Here is a 15632-nt window from a genome sequence, read left to right as displayed (position 1 = left end):
CTGATGCCAGCACCTTTTCCAAAACAGGCACAGGTTGTTGTCATCGGCGGCGGCATCCATGGCTGTTCGGTTGCTTATCACCTTGCCAAGAATGGCTGGAAGGATGTGGTTCTTGTCGAGCGGAAGAAGCTTACCAGCGGCACCACATGGCATGCTGCCGGTTTAGTTGGCCAGCTTCAAGGCAGCCATGCCACCACAGCCTTTGCCAGCTATGGGGTCGAGCTACTGCAAGAGATTGAAGCCGAAACAGGCCTTAATCCGGGGTTCCGGCAAAATGGTTCAATCTCGATAGCCCTGAACCCAGATCGCCTTGCCGAGCTAAAGCGCAAAGCCGATTTCGCCAAGCTATTCGGTGTCGAAGCATCATTTATTGAAACAGATGCAATCAAGGAACGATGGCCATTAATGAACGCTGACGGTGTAATTGGCGGTATCTATATGCCCAGCGACGGGTCGGCAAATCCGACCGACCTGACGCAGGCATTGGCCCGTGGGGCGCGAATGAATGGTGCCAGAATTTTTGAAAATATTAAGGTTGAGACAGTCTTGACGTCAGACGGGAAAGTAACTGGTGTTGATACTGATGCTGGATTTATCACGGCCGAGTTTGTGGTTAACTGCGCCGGAATGTGGGCCCGCGATCTGGGCCGGAAAAATGGCGTTGGTGTTCCGCTTCATGCTTGCGAGCATTATTATCTTGTTACCGAACCGATTGCCGGCCTTCCATCTGATCTTCCTGTTCTTCGGTCATATTGTGATGGTACCTATTGGAAAGAGGATGCTGGCAAACTGTTATTCGGCTTTGCCCATTTCCATGCAAAAGCCTGGTCAAAAGACGGCATCCCAGACCATTTCGAATTTGACAGTCTGCCATTCGTCGAGGATGACGTTATGGAAGTTCTGGAATTGGCGATGGCGCGCGTGCCATGCCTTACCGAGGTCGGTATTCGTACCTTTTTCAATGGCCCTGAGAGCTATTCACATGACGGGCGGTTTACCTTGGGTGAGGCTCCTGATGTAAAAAATTACTTTGTTCTTGCAGGGGTTAACTCTACTGGTATCCAGTCTGGATCTGGGGCTGGAAAGGCCGTTGCCGACTGGATAATGGCTGGCCATCCAACGATGGATCTGTCGGAAATGGACCCTGCACGTATAGAAGAATTTCAGGCACAGGATCAGTATCTTCAGGAACGCTGCCCAGAAACCCTTGTGCTGACTTATGCAATGCACTGGCCGTCTCGCCAGCGCGAAACCGCGCGCGGGCTAAGACGAACACCATTTTACCAAGCCTTAAAATCCAAGGGAGCGGTTTATTCGGAAATGCAAGGATGGGAGCGGCCAAGCTGGTTCGCCCCGAAAGGCGTTGCACCGGTTCATGATTATGCCTTTGGCAAACCAAACTGGTTTGACCATGCGCAGAGCGAGCAGACATTCGCGCGTAACGGCGTTGTGATGATTGATTACTCGATGCTTGGCAAACATATGGTTGAAGGACCCGATGCCGAAAATTTTCTTCAACGCGTTCTTACCAATGATGTCTCATTGCCCGATGGGCGTGTAACATACAGCCTCATGCTGAATGAACGCGGTGGTATCGAGGGCGATGTTACGATTGCCCGACATAACAAAACACGCTTTATGGTCATGAGTGCAATCTCACATACCCGGCGCAACCGAGACCATCTGCAAAATGCGATCTTAGCCGATGAAGATGTTGTCATCCGTGATGTGACCAGCGCCTATGCCGTGCTTGCGCTAAGCGGGCCGTTATCACGCGCCGTGTTAGAGACGCTTATTGATATTTCCCTATCAGATAAGGATTTCCCGCCATATAGCTTGCAGCAATTCTACATTGGCCACGCACCTGTCTTTGCCCAACGCCTGTCCTTTACCGGCGAGATGGGTTGGGAAATTTTTATCACCCCTGACTTTGCCGAATATGTATTTGAAGTGCTTTATCAGGCAGGACAGGGTTATGATTTGCGGCTTGCGGGCGGTGAGGCTTTAAACGCTTTGCGCATTGAAAAAGGCTTTGTGCATTGGGGATCTGACATGGCCTATACTGAATCGCCCCATCAAATTGGGTTAGATTTTGCTTGTCGGCCTAGCAAAAACATCCCTTTCACCGGCAAGCAGGCCTATCTTGCCCGAAAGGCCGAGGGGAAGGGTCCCTTCCTATGTTCGGTCAAATTGCATCAGCCCGATGCAATGCTGCATCATAATGAACCGGTGTTGCGTGATGGTGAGGCTGTTGGCTTTGTTACAAGTGGCGCATTCTCGGCCAAGCTAGGGACAGCGATAGGGCTTTGTTTGATTGAGGCGCCGGCTGGAACATCTGGCTATGAGGCGCTGGAAAAAGGCGATTATACCGTGCTCGTTGAAGGGCGTGCCATTCCGGCAACCCTGCAGCGCAAAGCCCTCATAAGATAGATTAGGTCAGCTAGATTAGAATAATTAGATAAATCGAGAAACAATCTCACGGCTATCAATGCTATCGCCAGACAAAAAGCCCGTAGCGACAAAAGCCCGTAGCGCCAAAAAATAACAGCGCCAATGCGGCGCTGCTATTTTTTGCATAAAGCTGGCAAGACCAACCTAAAGGCATGAGAGCTTAACACTTGTCCTTTGGCGGTTTGATGATGGCCTTACACTCAATTTTGATGCTGTAGCATTATGGCTTTATATAGGTGTAACCCTGCATCTACAGATGACTTAACTCGGCAACGCCGCTTGGCACAATATCCTCTTCAAAGACATCATAGAGATCTTTTTCAGGGCTTAGTTTTTTGCCCTTCAATGTATTCGCGCATACGTTAAACGAGACATTCTGCGCCTTTAAATTGGCCACGTTGCTTTGCAGCTTGTCATTTGCTTTTGCACTTTGCAGCAACCCGATGCCATTACCATGGATTACCACCTTAATTTCCATATTTTCTGCGCCGACAGCATTGATATGATTTTGGATGTTCCGAAGCGCACCAAGATACGCTTTATCGTCCTTGCCGCCCGGATAATTGATATGGTACGCAACCTTCTACTTGCTATAGCGTTCACCAGCTTCGGCCATCAGGCCACTTGCCATAAGCCCAATACAGGGGACCATAATTGTTAAAATTTTTCTAAACATTATTGACCCACAGTAGATTATTTTTCCAATTAGCGCATCATAAACGCCATTATGAGTATTTTTTCGCGTTCTTGCGCATAGGTCAATATCCAAAACCCGTTAGGAAAAAATAGATTACAGACGCGTCCAAAACGGCAATCTATTCATCTTTTTACGCGAAATAACGCATTGCGTTCCGATGCCATCATCCAGCTTGGTCATGCCAATGATTAAAAAAAGCCGCCGATGCGCGTCGTGAGGGGGATTACGCGCGCCATCAGCACAGGATCTTTATTTCCATTCCAGAAATAGGCCATTGTCTCTTTTCCTATTGACCTTCCCCTTAGGGGAATATCTATTTTCGCGTCACAGGAGGCCGCTATGGCAATTGCAATTCAAGCGCTGAATATCCATTGGAAATGTAAACATACATGGCGAACCGCCAGCTATAACACCAGCTGGTGTTTGCTTGGTTGTTCGATCGGCGATATGGGAACAATATTATATTTCCAGATTACCGGTATTCAATGGCCGGTATTATGGATTATGTCATTGGCGATTATGAACGGCCTTGTGACCTCCATCATCCTAGAGACGATTATCCTATCGCGGCAAATGGCCTTTAAATTGGCATTGAAGACGGCTTTGGGCATGTCATTGATCTCGATGATATCAATGGAAGCCGCGATGAACCTCACCGACTTTTTCCTAACCGGTGGTGCAATGCTGACATGGTGGGCGGTTCCGTTAATGCTGGTGGCCGGTTTTGTAACGCCGCTGCCTTATAATTACTGGCGTCTGAAAGCATTGGGGAAAGCCTGCCATTAAAGTCATAATGCCAAAGACAGCCGCTGCCAGCCAACGGCGAATAGCGTTAGCACGCATATGATCAACCGGCATATGATGACCAATAAATGACAAAAGGGACATCGCATAACATGGCGTTTAAAAAAACTAGCTTTGCAACAGCTCTTATCCTGTCATTCGGTCTTTGTGCACTGGCCTTTGCGCATAGTGGTGCAACCGGCATTGTCAAAGATCGCATGGATCGCTTTAGCCAGAGCAAGGATAATTTGAAAGCGATTAAAACATATCTCGCCGCGGGTGATCTGGCGGCTATCATTCCACCAGCAAAAGAGATTAGCGATTGGGCACAACAAATGCCTGATTATTTTCCAGCTGGCAGCAACGCCAAACCATCTGAAGCATCTCCTGAAATCTGGGCAGATTTTTCCGGGTTTGAGCGCGCCGCCGCGACCCATTATCAAGCCGCAAATGAACTGGTTCTTGCCGCCCAGTCTGGTGATGCCGCCGCCACGCGAAACGCGTTTAAAGCCACTGCGGCCACCTGCAAAACTTGTCATAAATCATACCGATTGGATTAAGATCATGCGCATTTTTACCGGTGCTAGTTTATGTTTAATGCTTGGCCTTGCTGGATTGTTGTCAAGCGTCGCCACTGCGCCAGCAATGGCAAACGAGGCGGCAATGGCAACCGGAATTATCGAGTTGCGTCCGGATGATGCAGATCACGTAAAGCTAGGTCAAAAGATATATCTTGAACAGTGCGCAAGCTGTCATGGTGTCAATCTGGAAGGGCAGGCTGGCTGGCGCGATATGATGGTCGACGGGATGCGGCTTGCCCCGCCGCATGATAAATCAGGGCACACATGGCATCACCCTGACGAATTGCTTTACCAGCTGACCAAATATGGTTTTGCGGCGATGATTGGCAGTGACTATAAGGTCAGTATGCCCGTTTATGATGGTATCATTACCGATCAGGAAATTATTGCAGCCTTGTCTTATATCAAATCGACATGGCCGGCCGATGTCAGACAAATCCACGATAGAATCAATGCTGATTACCGTCTCAATAAAGCAATGGAAAATCACAAATCCGGATCATAATGCCATTGGACAGGTGTTAAGCGCTGGCGCTAGCCATCTTGATTTTTGACCAGCAGGACACCGATTTTCGCATCAGCCACCCCATGATAATTGTGGTAATCCATTTTTCGTAAAGCGCGGGTGACAATCGTGTCACCGGTTCGTAATCGAGCTTATTGTAATAGGCAAAGATCTCAACTTGCAGATCATGAATTTGCCGTTCTGCGAGCAAGTCATTTATCTCGTAACTCGTTCTGTTGCGGAACCAGCGTTCAAACCGCTTGTTTAATTTACGCTCGATCCAATACATATGATTAGACCGGTAATCAGCCTCGATGGTCGTAAGTAATGAATGATCATTCGCGGTCATAGATTGATGGCTCCAATTCATGTAAAATATTGCGACCTGCCTTTTTTTGAAACCAGCCTATCAGATCGAAACCTAGCAAAGCCAAATGCGAAACCGCGCCTTAACAGCCCAAAACCTAAAGGTCAAAACCGGTGACTGAAGCTGGTGCTATTTTCGGCCTGTTTCTATCGGCATTTCTGGCCGCCACCATTTTGCCAGCGCAATCTGAACTTGGCCTAGGTTATTTGGTGATGAGTTCGAATTATTCAATGGCAGTGCTCATCCTGATTGCCAGCCTTGGCAATACGCTTGGCGCGATGGTCAATTGGATCGTTGGACGCGGTATTGGCAAATCGGTTATGCGGCTGGAGAAAATTCAGGCATCACCGCGATATCAAGCAATCACCAGATGGTATCAAAAATATGGTCGCTGGACGCTGCTTTTAAGCTGGGTGCCGATCATTGGTGATCCGATCACGGTTGTTGCTGGCGTGTTAAGAGAACCGTTCAAAAGTTTTATTTTGATTGTTGCGTTGGCAAAAACCTCGCGTTACATCGTGATTGCATTATTTGCTGAAAAATTTGCTTCCGGATAGCCGCTATCGGCAGGTATGATTGCCCATGTCGCCCCTTACCACAGTGAAAACCACCCGAAGGTAAAACCCAGGACAACCCTATGATGAGAAAAGGAATGCCCGCATGATTGATTTTTACACTTGGACGACGCCGAACGGGCGTAAAGTTTCGATCCTGCTCGAAGAGCTTGGCATTGATTATGTAACACATTCGATCAACATCACTCGGGGCGATCAGAACAGTCCCGAATTTTTGAAAATCAGTCCGAATAATAAAATCCCGGCAATTGTTGATCGGGATAATGGCCTGACCCTAATGGAGTCGGGTGCTATCATGCACTATCTTGCGGAAAAGCATGGACGGTTTCTGCCAACAGATCCGGCAGAGCGTGCCCGTGTCAATGAATGGCTGATGTGGCAAATGGGCGGGTTTGGCCCAATCCTTGGTCAGGCGCATCATTTCCTGCATTTCAATCCGGGCAAATCAGACTATGCCGAAGAGCGGTTCCGTAATGAAGTTGCACGACTTTACGGCGTTCTCGACCGGCGGCTTGGGGGGCGTGACTATATTTGCGATGATTATTCGATTGCCGATATGGCGATCTGGCCGTGGGTTTCACGCTATGAATGGCAGCAGGTCAATCTGGCCGATTATCCGAATGTCCGCGCATGGTATCAACGCCTGCTTTCGCGTGACGCCGTGCAAAAAGGCTATCATGTGCCAAAGCATATGGGCGAAATTCCAGTCGGATAATCAGCTCTACCGACAAAATTTCCAGCGGAACAGCAATGGTGATCTGCATCCAATAATTGTGCCAATTGCTGCCATCACTGGCCAGCTCTCTGCTGCCAGCCTTTGACGACAACCTATAGTTTGGCTCGTTGAAATTCTGCGCGACGTCATGCTAGCCTTTACCATCGCAACCTTAATAAAGCCGGTCGGCGTTGGGAGGACGGGATGAAACTTACAATTATTGCGCGAAGCCGCGATGATTTTGGTGTGATCGTCAATAGCGAGAAGATGCACCAAACCAAGCAATCAATTTTTAAGGTAAATATATCAGACGCCGACCTTCATGAACTGACCGAGAGCCGAGTTGATAAGGAACATCTTATCGAATTTGCCTTTAATTTTCTGCTCGAACGCGAGACGGTTGAGGAGATTCAATCATCCTTCACCATCAAGACCATCACCCACTATTTCCCTGAATTCCCCGAGCAGGTTCAAGCATGGGTTGACGAAAACGCCTAATAAAGCACCGCCATATCAAGTTTCGGCTGGCGTTTTTCGGCTGGCGTTGAGTTAAACGCGGCAAAATAACCGACTTTCGCCTGCAGTAAGTCGGCACGAAAACGGCATTACACAGCATTACATGGCATGACAATTGCAAGGGCCTCATCAAGGTCAGCCCTCTAATCAGTCCAAAGCTTACGTAAACGAGCATTTGATCCTGATTAGCCTTGGACTAGACCTCCGATGAGAACCCTCATCAGTTTGAACGACTGGTGGGGGTTTTTCTTTAATGAAAAGTCACAATAATCATCATCAGAAATCGACAGACCTATTATGCTTGATGCTGCAAAGATATCGGTCAAGCCAAAGGCCCCGTTCCAATTATCCACCCCCCCCCGTGACAAGATCTGCAAAAACCAGCTAACCTGATATTTGAAATACCCGCTTACCAAAATTTCATATGAGGCAAAAATGGATAACCTAGCTGACTTTCTGCTCTATGGCGGCATTGCTATTCTGTGTCTTGCGCTTATCGGCAAAGCGCTTACTGGCCGTAAACGGGATCATGATAGGAATTAATCACGATGATGGTGACGATCTGGTGTCAAACTGGCGACAAACCGGCACCAGACCAGCGTTAAAGCCCAAATTTAACGCCCCTGCCAAGCCCGCATTTGACAGAATAGGTTAGTCGTCACAAACTTGGCGTAGATATTGCGGTGCTTGGTAAAACATAACACCGCCAGAACAAACGGAGATGATCACACAAATACCGAGACAAATCATGACACCATTTATTGCAAAATTAATCAAACGGGGCTGCGTTACGACGCATAGAGACTGCCCAATTGATGATCTGATACAGGTGCTTGCACAACGGCGCATCGGTACGATTGTGGTGATTGACGGCGATAATCAGGTGATTGGAATCGTTTCAGAACGTGACATCATCCGGCATTTATCAACCGGCGCCCAAACCGCCGGCACCAAGACCAAAGACATTATGACAAGCAAGGTTATCACGGTCGAAACCAACGTCACCTCATCTCAGCTTATGCAGCTTATGACCGAAAACCGCATTCGCCATGTGCCCATCACCCGTGATGGTCATCTTGTTGGCATTGTGTCGATTGGCGATGTGGTCAAACGGCTTTTGGAAAAATATGAGCAAGAGGCCGAACAGCTCAGACAATTCATCAATTCCTAGTGATGCCAAAACCTAGCTAACGAGTATAATCGCACCAACAAGGATCAGAACGCCGCCCGTTATTCGATTTATCCGGCGGCGCAAAGATGATGAATTCAGCGTTTTTGAGACATGATCAACCAGCACCCCCATGCCAAGATTCCCCAAAAACGGCACCAGTGCCGATAGCCCGCCAATGACTGCTATATCAATCGGCTGTAATCTATCGACGTTAAAAAATCCGGGCAAAATACCGATATAGAACAAAATCGCCTTTGGGTTGCCAAGGATAACCAAAAAGCCAGCAAGAAACCCGGCTAAGATGCCGGGGCGGGTCAATTGAATTGGTGCGCTAATCGCGTCGCCTGCTGACCGTAGCAGGCTAAACCCCATCGCAAAAAACACCAGAACCGCAACATATTTCAGCCAGATCATCAGATCAGCATGAATGCCAGCGACCTGATTTAGCGTAAGCAGCGCCGCAACTGACCACGCCGTATCACCAACCGCAACCCCAAGCGCAAGCGGCCAGACACCGGCAAAACCGCCTTTCAGACCACGCGCCAGCATCGCAACCCAGACCGGCCCGGGCGTCAAAAACAGCAAAAAAAGCGCGGCGCTATAAAGCCAAATTTCACTACCGGTTATCGTCATCACATTAGCCGTTTTGTTATAATGGGTTGATGTAAAGATTAAAAAAGAAGGAAAGATCATACCCTCGGATCATACCCCTCGGATCATACTCATTGCATTTGCGATGATTGATCTAGGCGCGTGATGCTATCTAACGCTCTTCGGCGTGCCGTTTTTCATATTGTTTTTTCATGTAGCCAACCAGATGAAATGCAAGCATGGTGATCAGGAAATAAGACGCAAATTGATCGACAAGATGTTCGGTCAATGGCTGTTCGGACTCATCCTCACGCATATCTGATCCTATATTCACCGCGAAAGCACCCCACCGGCTTCACTCTAGCCGGACAGCGGCGGCAATTACCATGAAAACCCGCATGATAGGCCGGATAAATTTGATTGTTTAAATTTACTTAGTTAAATTTAATTAGTTCTGGCGGCATAGCGCCACGAAACCTCGTGACCGCCTAAATTTTTAAACCAGCCGGCGATATGTTTTGAGACTTGCCATAGAACCGAAGACAGGCCACTCTTTTTTCATCCGAGGACTATATTTTTGGATCTTGTTGTTAATAGATGGGCTTTTAAAGCCAGCGGTGTGACAGGAAACCTGAGATGATTGACAGTATAACGCGCCCGTTCCGTGCCAAAGCGGTGGATGACATCTATATCAATATCAGTCATTTCCTTGACCATTTCATCATGCTGATTTTTGCAAAAGCGGCATATGATGCGGGTCGGTATTTCGGATTTACCTATGACGAAATTATCGTTTACGGCGCAATTGGCTTTGTGCTGTTTGGCGGCATGGCACCTGTCGCCGCCCAGCTTGCCGACCGTTTTTCGCGCTCGCTCTTAATGGTAACTTTCCATTTTGGCATCGGCATCGGGGCGATAATGGCTGGCCTGTCGCAAAGCATATATCATCTTGCTGCGGCGATTGGCGTTATTGGTATTTTTGCCGCTATTTATCATCCGGTTGGTATTCCGATGCTTGTCAAAAGCAATAAATTTATCGGTTATCGCCTCGGGGTTAATGGTGTTTTTGGAAATATGGGAGTCGCCGCTGCGCCGTTAATTACCGGGCTATTGCTAACCGTTGGTGACTGGCGGCTCTGCTTTATTCTGCCCGGTGTGTTTTGCCTTTTTTATGGAATGGCCTTTGCCCGGGCGTTAAAACCAGATCAGGATGGCCCGGCAAAAGCCCGCGCCAGCGCGGCTGATTCCTTTGCCCCAAACTGGAAGCGGGCGCTTGCCGCAATGGCGTTATCAACCGCTAGTGGCGGCTTTATCTTTGGCGCGATGACCTTTGTTGTGCCGCGCTATTTTGAAATTTCAATGACCAATATTTCGACATCTGTTGCCATAACCGGTCTGTTGGCATCGCTGGTCTATGCGGTGGCATCATTTTCGCAAATTGCCATTGGCTGGCTGATTGATCGCTATTCACCCAAAAATATTCTATTCATTATGGCGGTTGGTCAGGTTCTGTTCATCTATCTGGCAGCACAATTCAATGATCTTGCCCTGTTTGTTGCGATGCTTTTGGCAATGAGTTTCGTGTTTGGTCAGATCCCGATCACCGATGCTATCTTGTCGCGCTATGTGCCAGATGCGTGGCGGGGGCGTGTTTTCAGCGTGAAATTTTTACTCAACCTCACAATTGGTGCCAGTGTTTTGCCAGCCTGTGGATTGATATTGCAAGCTGGGTTTTCGATGACGACATTATTTACCATCATGAGTGCCGTTGCGGTTCTGATCGTGCTAGCGGCGGTCATCCTGCCGCAACAGCAAAGCGACCAACGCCTTGATCACGCGCCAGCCGAATAGTTATACACTGGATAGATATGACTGATCGGGCACCAGCCTAGTGAGTGGCAAAGGCGATTTTAGCTTCACGGCGCAGCACCTTGCCTACCGGGCTTCGGGGCAACGCATCGGTAATATGAATCCGTTTTGGGGCTTTGATAGAATCAAGCCGTGATTTAACAAAATCGATCAATGCTGCCTCATCACAGCTCGCCAGTTTCGATAGCTCGACCGCGGCGTGAACCGCCTCACCCCATTTATCGTCTGGCAGGCCAAAAACAACACATTCGACAACATCGGGATGCTGGCCAAGCACCGCCTCAACATCGTTTGGATAAACATTGAACCCGCCAGTAACAACCACATCGCGAATCCGGTCCTTAATAAAGACAAAACCGCGCTCATCAACATAGCCAACATCGCCGGTATGCAGCCATCCATCAATAATGGTTTCGGCGGTTTTTTCCGGCATTTTGTAATAACCCTTCATGACAAGATCACCAGCCAGCACCAGCTCGCCAGTCTCGCCCGCGGGCAATAGAGTGCCGGCGGCGTCCATAATCCCGATTTGCGTCATTACCGTGGCGCGTCCAGTTGATGCGTGATTCGCCGGATCTTGCCAGTCATCAGCACGCATACAGATGGCAATCTGCGGCACCTCCGTCTGGCCAAAACAGGTTTCCATCGCATGATTGAAAATCGGCATTGCCCGCGCCACAACATCCGGCCTTATCGTCGCACCGCCAATAATAAAATGGCGTAATGATGAAAGGTCAATTTCATCAATCCGGTCATCTTCAAGCATCATATAGCAAACCGTTGGCGGCACAAAAATCGTCGTCGCCCGCATGGACGAAATGGCCTCCAAGATAGCACTGGGGCTTGGCTGACCCATGAATAGCTGCGTGCCACCAACCGCAAAAATTGGCAAGATCATCGTATTGGCGCCATGCGTCATCGGTGCCGCCAGCAAGTGACGATCATTCATATCAAACCCAAATGACGCAATCATCGAGGCGATACAGCTGTTGAATACACGATATGTTTGCATCACACCTTTCGGCATTCCTGATGAACCGCCGGTAAATTTAATCGCCTGCAAATCGTCAGAATTAACCGGATAGCGGCGTGGCATCTTGCCTGCATTAGCCGTCAGCAGATTTGCCATCACACTGTTCGCACGCACCGCATCCACCCCATCTTTTCCGACAAGAAGATGTGCGGCGTTTGGCCCAAATTTTTCACCGCAATCAGCATCAAAAATAATGATGCTTGGCGTGGTAAGATCAATAATCCGGTCAAGCTCATCGCGGCCATTACGCGGGTTCAACGGTACCCAAACCTTGCCAGCAGCATAGGCCGCAAGCCAGCCAAGAAGATGCTCAAAACTATTATATGCGCAGATCCCAACGCGGCTTTGCGGGGCTGGATCAATCGTCTGCAACCCGGCTGCAAGCGCATTTACCGACGCGGCGAGTTCGGCATAGCTGATGCTTCGCTGATTAGCACCATTACTGATTTCAACTGCAATCCGATCCGGCCAGCGTGCTGCGGACCTGAAAAAATTATCAATTGGCATCATGACTTGAGACATTGAAACTTCCTTTAAATCGTCGCCTTAACCGTTTTTGAGTGGGAAAAAACATTCACAGATCAGGCAAGATAACCGCTATTTAAGAGACATTTACGACAGCAAAATATAACCACCTAACCCGCCTAGCGCGACCAAAAACAACCGCCGGAAAAATTCCTGCGACAGGCGATGGCGGACTAGTAGACCAAGCTGCATTCCAATCAATGCCGGCACCAGAGCCGCGCCCGACATCAGGCCAAGTGATACCGGCATTAGACCATGCCGGTATAGGGCCAGTCCCAATGACGCGGTTGATGCAGCGAACAACATTCCCATCGCCTGAACCAGCGCATCACGCCCAAGGCCAATTGACTGTAGAAACATCACCCCCGGTACAAATAATGTGCCCGTCAGACCGGTTAATACCCCATTTATTGCACCGCAAACTGGCCCTAGAAACATCTCTAAGCGCGGCGGTATTTCTAGGGTTTTTGTCATTAGGCTGGAAAGGGAATAGAGCAATAATAGCGCCCCTAACCCGCGATGAAGCATGATAATATCGACATGGCTGAAAATCCACGCGCCAACATGAACCATCATTACCGCCATTAGCAAAAACAGCCATAACCGCCGCAGCAATGCTTTAAATTGGCCGCCGGCCAGCGCTTGCCAGATATTTGTCGCCAATGATGGGATTACCAAAAGTGCCATCGCCGTCGGCAAGGTAACCGCCAAAGACAACAGGCCAAGACTAACCGTCGGCAAGCCGAGCCCGACAACACCTTTGACAAATCCAGCAAGGCAAAATGCCAGCGCAACCAAAATCAGCAAGCCCGGATCAGCCATGATTGACATCATGTAATTGCGGATCGTGCTTCACCGCCAGAGTGACGGCAATCAGCTCTCGGCCAAAAATAAGATTAGGAACAAACGGGTACATTGCCGAAGAGTGACAAGAAAGCCCCAAAACGGCAAGCCTGCAAACAGCCGTCGCCATTATAGTTCGTATCATCTGATCATTGGGCGCACTCGATCATTGGACCGGACGTTATCAGCCGGTTTAGTTATTTTGCAAGCGGATCACTGTTCGGCGGTTTTTAGCCCAAGCCGCAGCCGTTGCGCCAAGCACCTCTGGCCGTTCCTTGCCAAAGGATTGGGTCTTTATGCGGCGGCGATCAATCCCCAATTTGGCAAGCTGCATCCGCACCGCATTTGCGCGTTTATGCCCAAGCGCAATATTATAGTCACGGGTACCACGCTCATCACAATGACCTTCGATCAGGATGTGCATGGCCGGGTTGGCCTTTAGATGATCCGCAATAAACACCAATCCAGACAGGGTCTCTTGGCTTAACGCGGCGCTGTCATAATCGAAATAGCTGCGATAGCCATCAATAATAACATCGCTTTTGGGGTCTGATTGATCTGCTGCCACCGGCTGAGATAGTGATGGTTGTGGCGCTGGTTGTGGAACCTGCTCGGCCAGCGCAATTGCTGGATCAGGCGCAATATCGGGCGCCGTCACGCCAACCGGACAGGCGGTATCCGCAGGGCAGGCTGGCCCATCTTCAAACACAACGACGCTACAGCCACCCAGCCACAGCCCGATCAGGGCGGCTCCCATTGCACGGCGGATCATCATCATGTTTCAGCCCGTTTTGTCTATTATGTTTGGTCTTCTTGCAGTTCTTGTAACGACCCTATTCAGGTTTTTGTAAGGCCGGTCGATTGATTTTTTAATAACGGCATTCTCGGCGTTAAGATTGCAAAATCGGCCATAAAATAGGCTTGTCGCAATGTCACAAGGCCGATACCCTTTAACGAGAAGGCTAGTTTTTTACAAAACAAATCCCATAAAAAGAGACACCGGAGCCGGTAGCATGAACCTTTTTAGTAAACTTCAGCAACGCGAGGCTGACCGGAACCCCATTCGCATTGGCATGATCGGTGCCGGTAAATTTGGTAGTATGTTTTTGGCACAAGCCAACCGTTTACCCGGTATTCATATTGTTGGCATTGCCGATCTTAACCCGGCAAACGCGCGCTCGAACCTTGCCTATGTTGGCTGGCCCACGGAAAAATACAGTGCCGCCTCGCTAGATGACGCCCTGCAAACTGGCGCCAGCTTTGTTGGCGATGATTGGCAAGCGCTGGTCAGCCATTCGGCCATTGATATAATTGTTGAATGTACCGGCGATCCGGTTGCCGCGGTGCATCATATCGTAACCGCTTATGCGCATGGCAAGGATGTGATCAATGTCACGGTTGAGGCTGATGCCTTTTGTGGCCCCGGCCTAAGCCAAGCTGCAATTGAGGCAGGTGTTGTTTATTCGATGGCCTATGGCGACCAGCCTGCACTGACTTGCGAGCTTGTTGATTGGGCGCGCACCTGCGGTTTTAAGGTTACCGCCGCAGGGCGTGGGCATAAATGGCTTCCCGAATATCGGTTTTCAACACCCGAGACAATCTGGAACTATTGGGGGCTTACCGCCGAACAGGCCGAACGGGGCCGGTTGAATCCAAAAATGTTTAATTCGTTTCTTGACGGCTCAAAACCGGCAATTGAATCGGCCGCCATTGCCAATGCTACCGGTCTTGGCGTGCCTACAAACGGCTTGGCATTTCCGCCAGGTGGGGTTGATGATATCCCTAATCTGATGCGGCCAAAATCAGCCGGCGGCGTGCTTGAATGTGATGGGCTTGTCGAGGTGATTTCCTGCCTTACCGAAGATGGCGCCGAAATTCCGCATGATATCCGCAAAGGCGTCTGGGTGGCGATTGAGGCCGATAATGATTACATCCGCAATTGTTTTGAGGAATATAAGGTCGTTACCGACACAACTGGCCGCTATATGAGCCTTTATAAAAAATGGCATCTTATCGGGCTAGAGCTTGGCATGTCGGTGGCGTCAGTTGGGCTGCGCCGCGAGGCGACGGGGGCGGCAACCTGCTTCAACGCTGATGTGCCCGCAATCGCCAAGGCCGATCTTGGTGCGGGCAGTATGCTGGATGGCGAGGGCGGGTTTACCATTTATGGTGGGGTACGTCCGGCCGCCATATCAGTGGCAAATAACTATCTGCCATTGGGGCTTGCCAATCACGTCAAGCTGGTGCGTCCGGTCAAAAAAGACCAGCCGATCAGCCTTGATGATGTCGAGATCGAAACGACCTCACCAGCCTACAAGATGCGCGAAAAAACCACTGCCATGCTTGCTGGCTAGGCTTTGACCTCACGATCTTGGCCAAATCGTCTCGACCAGACGATCTCGACCAGACG

General features: G+C 49.4%; 16 protein-coding genes and 1 pseudogene. 10 read left to right on the top strand and 7 right to left on the bottom strand.

Annotated features, from left to right (window positions below; translation table 11 throughout):
- The first annotated feature begins 3 nt into the window (after window positions 1-3).
- Window positions 4-2430 (top strand): FAD-dependent oxidoreductase, encoded by a 2427-nt coding sequence (locus AB8881_07640; GenBank protein ID XDZ62426.1) that lies wholly within the window; start codon window positions 4-6, stop codon window positions 2428-2430.
- Between the two features lie 271 nt (window positions 2431-2701).
- Here AB8881_07640 and AB8881_07635 read toward each other — a convergent pair.
- A pseudogene (locus AB8881_07635) lies at window positions 2702-3082 on the bottom strand (DsrE family protein).
- 405 nt (window positions 3083-3487) lie between these two features.
- On the opposite strand from AB8881_07635, the gene AB8881_07630 reads away from it, so the two are divergent.
- The 3 genes from AB8881_07630 (at window position 3488) to AB8881_07620 (ending at window position 5017) form a co-directional block, all read left to right on the top strand.
- Entirely contained in the window at window positions 3488-3934 is a 447-nt protein-coding gene (locus tag AB8881_07630; protein XDZ62425.1) for a DUF4396 domain-containing protein, read from the top strand.
- A 110-nt stretch (window positions 3935-4044) separates the two neighbouring features.
- On the top strand, window positions 4045-4491 hold the full coding sequence (locus AB8881_07625) for a cytochrome c (protein XDZ62424.1): 447 nt from the start codon (window positions 4045-4047) through the stop codon (window positions 4489-4491).
- Between the two features lie 4 nt (window positions 4492-4495).
- A complete protein-coding gene (locus tag AB8881_07620) occupies window positions 4496-5017 on the top strand; it encodes a cytochrome c (protein XDZ62423.1) in 522 nt (173 codons plus the stop codon).
- 16 nt (window positions 5018-5033) lie between these two features.
- Here AB8881_07620 and AB8881_07615 read toward each other — a convergent pair whose 3' ends face one another.
- Window positions 5034-5366, bottom strand: coding sequence for a hypothetical protein (locus tag AB8881_07615; GenBank protein ID XDZ62422.1), 333 nt, complete (start codon window positions 5364-5366; stop codon window positions 5034-5036).
- 131 nt (window positions 5367-5497) lie between these two features.
- On the opposite strand from AB8881_07615, the gene AB8881_07610 reads away from it, so the two are divergent.
- From AB8881_07610 to AB8881_07595, 4 genes are all read left to right on the top strand, one after another.
- Entirely contained in the window at window positions 5498-5941 is a 444-nt protein-coding gene (locus AB8881_07610) for a YqaA family protein (GenBank protein ID XDZ62421.1), read from the top strand.
- A gap of 103 nt (window positions 5942-6044) precedes the next feature.
- On the top strand, window positions 6045-6674 hold the full coding sequence (locus tag AB8881_07605; GenBank protein XDZ62420.1) for a glutathione S-transferase family protein: 630 nt from the start codon (window positions 6045-6047) through the stop codon (window positions 6672-6674).
- A 204-nt stretch (window positions 6675-6878) separates the two neighbouring features.
- A complete protein-coding gene (locus tag AB8881_07600) occupies window positions 6879-7172 on the top strand; it encodes a hypothetical protein (GenBank protein XDZ62419.1) in 294 nt (97 codons plus the stop codon).
- Window positions 7173-7938: 766 nt separating this feature from the next.
- Window positions 7939-8361 (top strand): CBS domain-containing protein, encoded by a 423-nt coding sequence (locus tag AB8881_07595; GenBank protein XDZ62418.1) that lies wholly within the window; start codon window positions 7939-7941, stop codon window positions 8359-8361.
- Window positions 8362-8373: 12 nt separating this feature from the next.
- On the opposite strand, the gene AB8881_07590 is transcribed toward AB8881_07595, so the two are convergent.
- Both AB8881_07590 and AB8881_07585 read right to left on the bottom strand, forming a co-directional pair.
- Window positions 8374-8994 (bottom strand): LysE family translocator, encoded by a 621-nt coding sequence (locus AB8881_07590; GenBank protein ID XDZ62417.1) that lies wholly within the window; start codon window positions 8992-8994, stop codon window positions 8374-8376.
- A gap of 130 nt (window positions 8995-9124) precedes the next feature.
- Window positions 9125-9286 (bottom strand): hypothetical protein, encoded by a 162-nt coding sequence (locus AB8881_07585; protein ID XDZ62416.1) that lies wholly within the window; start codon window positions 9284-9286, stop codon window positions 9125-9127.
- 302 nt (window positions 9287-9588) lie between these two features.
- Here AB8881_07585 and AB8881_07580 point away from each other — a divergent pair, with 302 nt between their 5' ends.
- On the top strand, window positions 9589-10803 hold the full coding sequence (locus AB8881_07580; GenBank protein ID XDZ62415.1) for an MFS transporter: 1215 nt from the start codon (window positions 9589-9591) through the stop codon (window positions 10801-10803).
- A gap of 37 nt (window positions 10804-10840) precedes the next feature.
- Here AB8881_07580 and AB8881_07575 read toward each other — a convergent pair whose 3' ends face one another.
- From AB8881_07575 to AB8881_07565, 3 genes are all read right to left on the bottom strand, one after another.
- On the bottom strand, window positions 10841-12376 hold the full coding sequence (locus AB8881_07575) for a class I adenylate-forming enzyme family protein (protein XDZ62414.1): 1536 nt from the start codon (window positions 12374-12376) through the stop codon (window positions 10841-10843).
- Between the two features lie 90 nt (window positions 12377-12466).
- Entirely contained in the window at window positions 12467-13213 is a 747-nt protein-coding gene (locus AB8881_07570) for a sulfite exporter TauE/SafE family protein (GenBank protein ID XDZ62413.1), read from the bottom strand.
- Window positions 13214-13415: 202 nt separating this feature from the next.
- Window positions 13416-14000: an OmpA family protein gene (locus AB8881_07565; protein XDZ62412.1), complete on the bottom strand. Its 585-nt coding sequence runs from the start codon at window positions 13998-14000 to the stop codon at window positions 13416-13418.
- 235 nt (window positions 14001-14235) lie between these two features.
- Here AB8881_07565 and AB8881_07560 point away from each other — a divergent pair, with 235 nt between their 5' ends.
- The gene (locus AB8881_07560; GenBank protein XDZ62411.1) at window positions 14236-15576 is read left to right on the top strand and encodes an NAD(P)H-dependent oxidoreductase; all 1341 of its coding nucleotides are present in this window, start codon (window positions 14236-14238) and stop codon (window positions 15574-15576) included.
- Window positions 15577-15632: the final 56 nt, after the last annotated feature.

It is taken from the genome of Alphaproteobacteria bacterium LSUCC0396 (assembly GCA_041228345.1).
Taxonomy (GTDB): Bacteria; Pseudomonadota; Alphaproteobacteria; order Puniceispirillales; family Puniceispirillaceae; genus UBA3439.
The sequence above is the reverse complement of the archived record's forward strand: the minus strand, read 5'-3'. Positions and strand labels throughout refer to the sequence as shown.

Coding starts and splice junctions, on each gene's coding strand:
- AB8881_07640 (XDZ62426.1), top strand. CDS start 4: ATGCCAGCACCTTTTCCAAAACAGGCACAGGTTGTTGTCATCGGCGGC.
- AB8881_07630 (XDZ62425.1), top strand. CDS start 3,488: ATGGCAATTGCAATTCAAGCGCTGAATATCCATTGGAAATGTAAACAT.
- AB8881_07625 (XDZ62424.1), top strand. CDS start 4,045: ATGGCGTTTAAAAAAACTAGCTTTGCAACAGCTCTTATCCTGTCATTC.
- AB8881_07620 (XDZ62423.1), top strand. CDS start 4,496: ATGCGCATTTTTACCGGTGCTAGTTTATGTTTAATGCTTGGCCTTGCT.
- AB8881_07615 (XDZ62422.1), bottom strand. CDS start 5,366: ATGACCGCGAATGATCATTCATTACTTACGACCATCGAGGCTGATTAC.
- AB8881_07605 (XDZ62420.1), top strand. CDS start 6,045: ATGATTGATTTTTACACTTGGACGACGCCGAACGGGCGTAAAGTTTCG.
- AB8881_07600 (XDZ62419.1), top strand. CDS start 6,879: ATGAAACTTACAATTATTGCGCGAAGCCGCGATGATTTTGGTGTGATC.
- AB8881_07595 (XDZ62418.1), top strand. CDS start 7,939: ATGACACCATTTATTGCAAAATTAATCAAACGGGGCTGCGTTACGACG.
- AB8881_07590 (XDZ62417.1), bottom strand. CDS start 8,994: ATGACGATAACCGGTAGTGAAATTTGGCTTTATAGCGCCGCGCTTTTT.
- AB8881_07580 (XDZ62415.1), top strand. CDS start 9,589: ATGATTGACAGTATAACGCGCCCGTTCCGTGCCAAAGCGGTGGATGAC.
- AB8881_07575 (XDZ62414.1), bottom strand. CDS start 12,376: ATGTCTCAAGTCATGATGCCAATTGATAATTTTTTCAGGTCCGCAGCA.
- AB8881_07570 (XDZ62413.1), bottom strand. CDS start 13,213: ATGATGTCAATCATGGCTGATCCGGGCTTGCTGATTTTGGTTGCGCTG.
- AB8881_07565 (XDZ62412.1), bottom strand. CDS start 14,000: ATGATGATGATCCGCCGTGCAATGGGAGCCGCCCTGATCGGGCTGTGG.
- AB8881_07560 (XDZ62411.1), top strand. CDS start 14,236: ATGAACCTTTTTAGTAAACTTCAGCAACGCGAGGCTGACCGGAACCCC.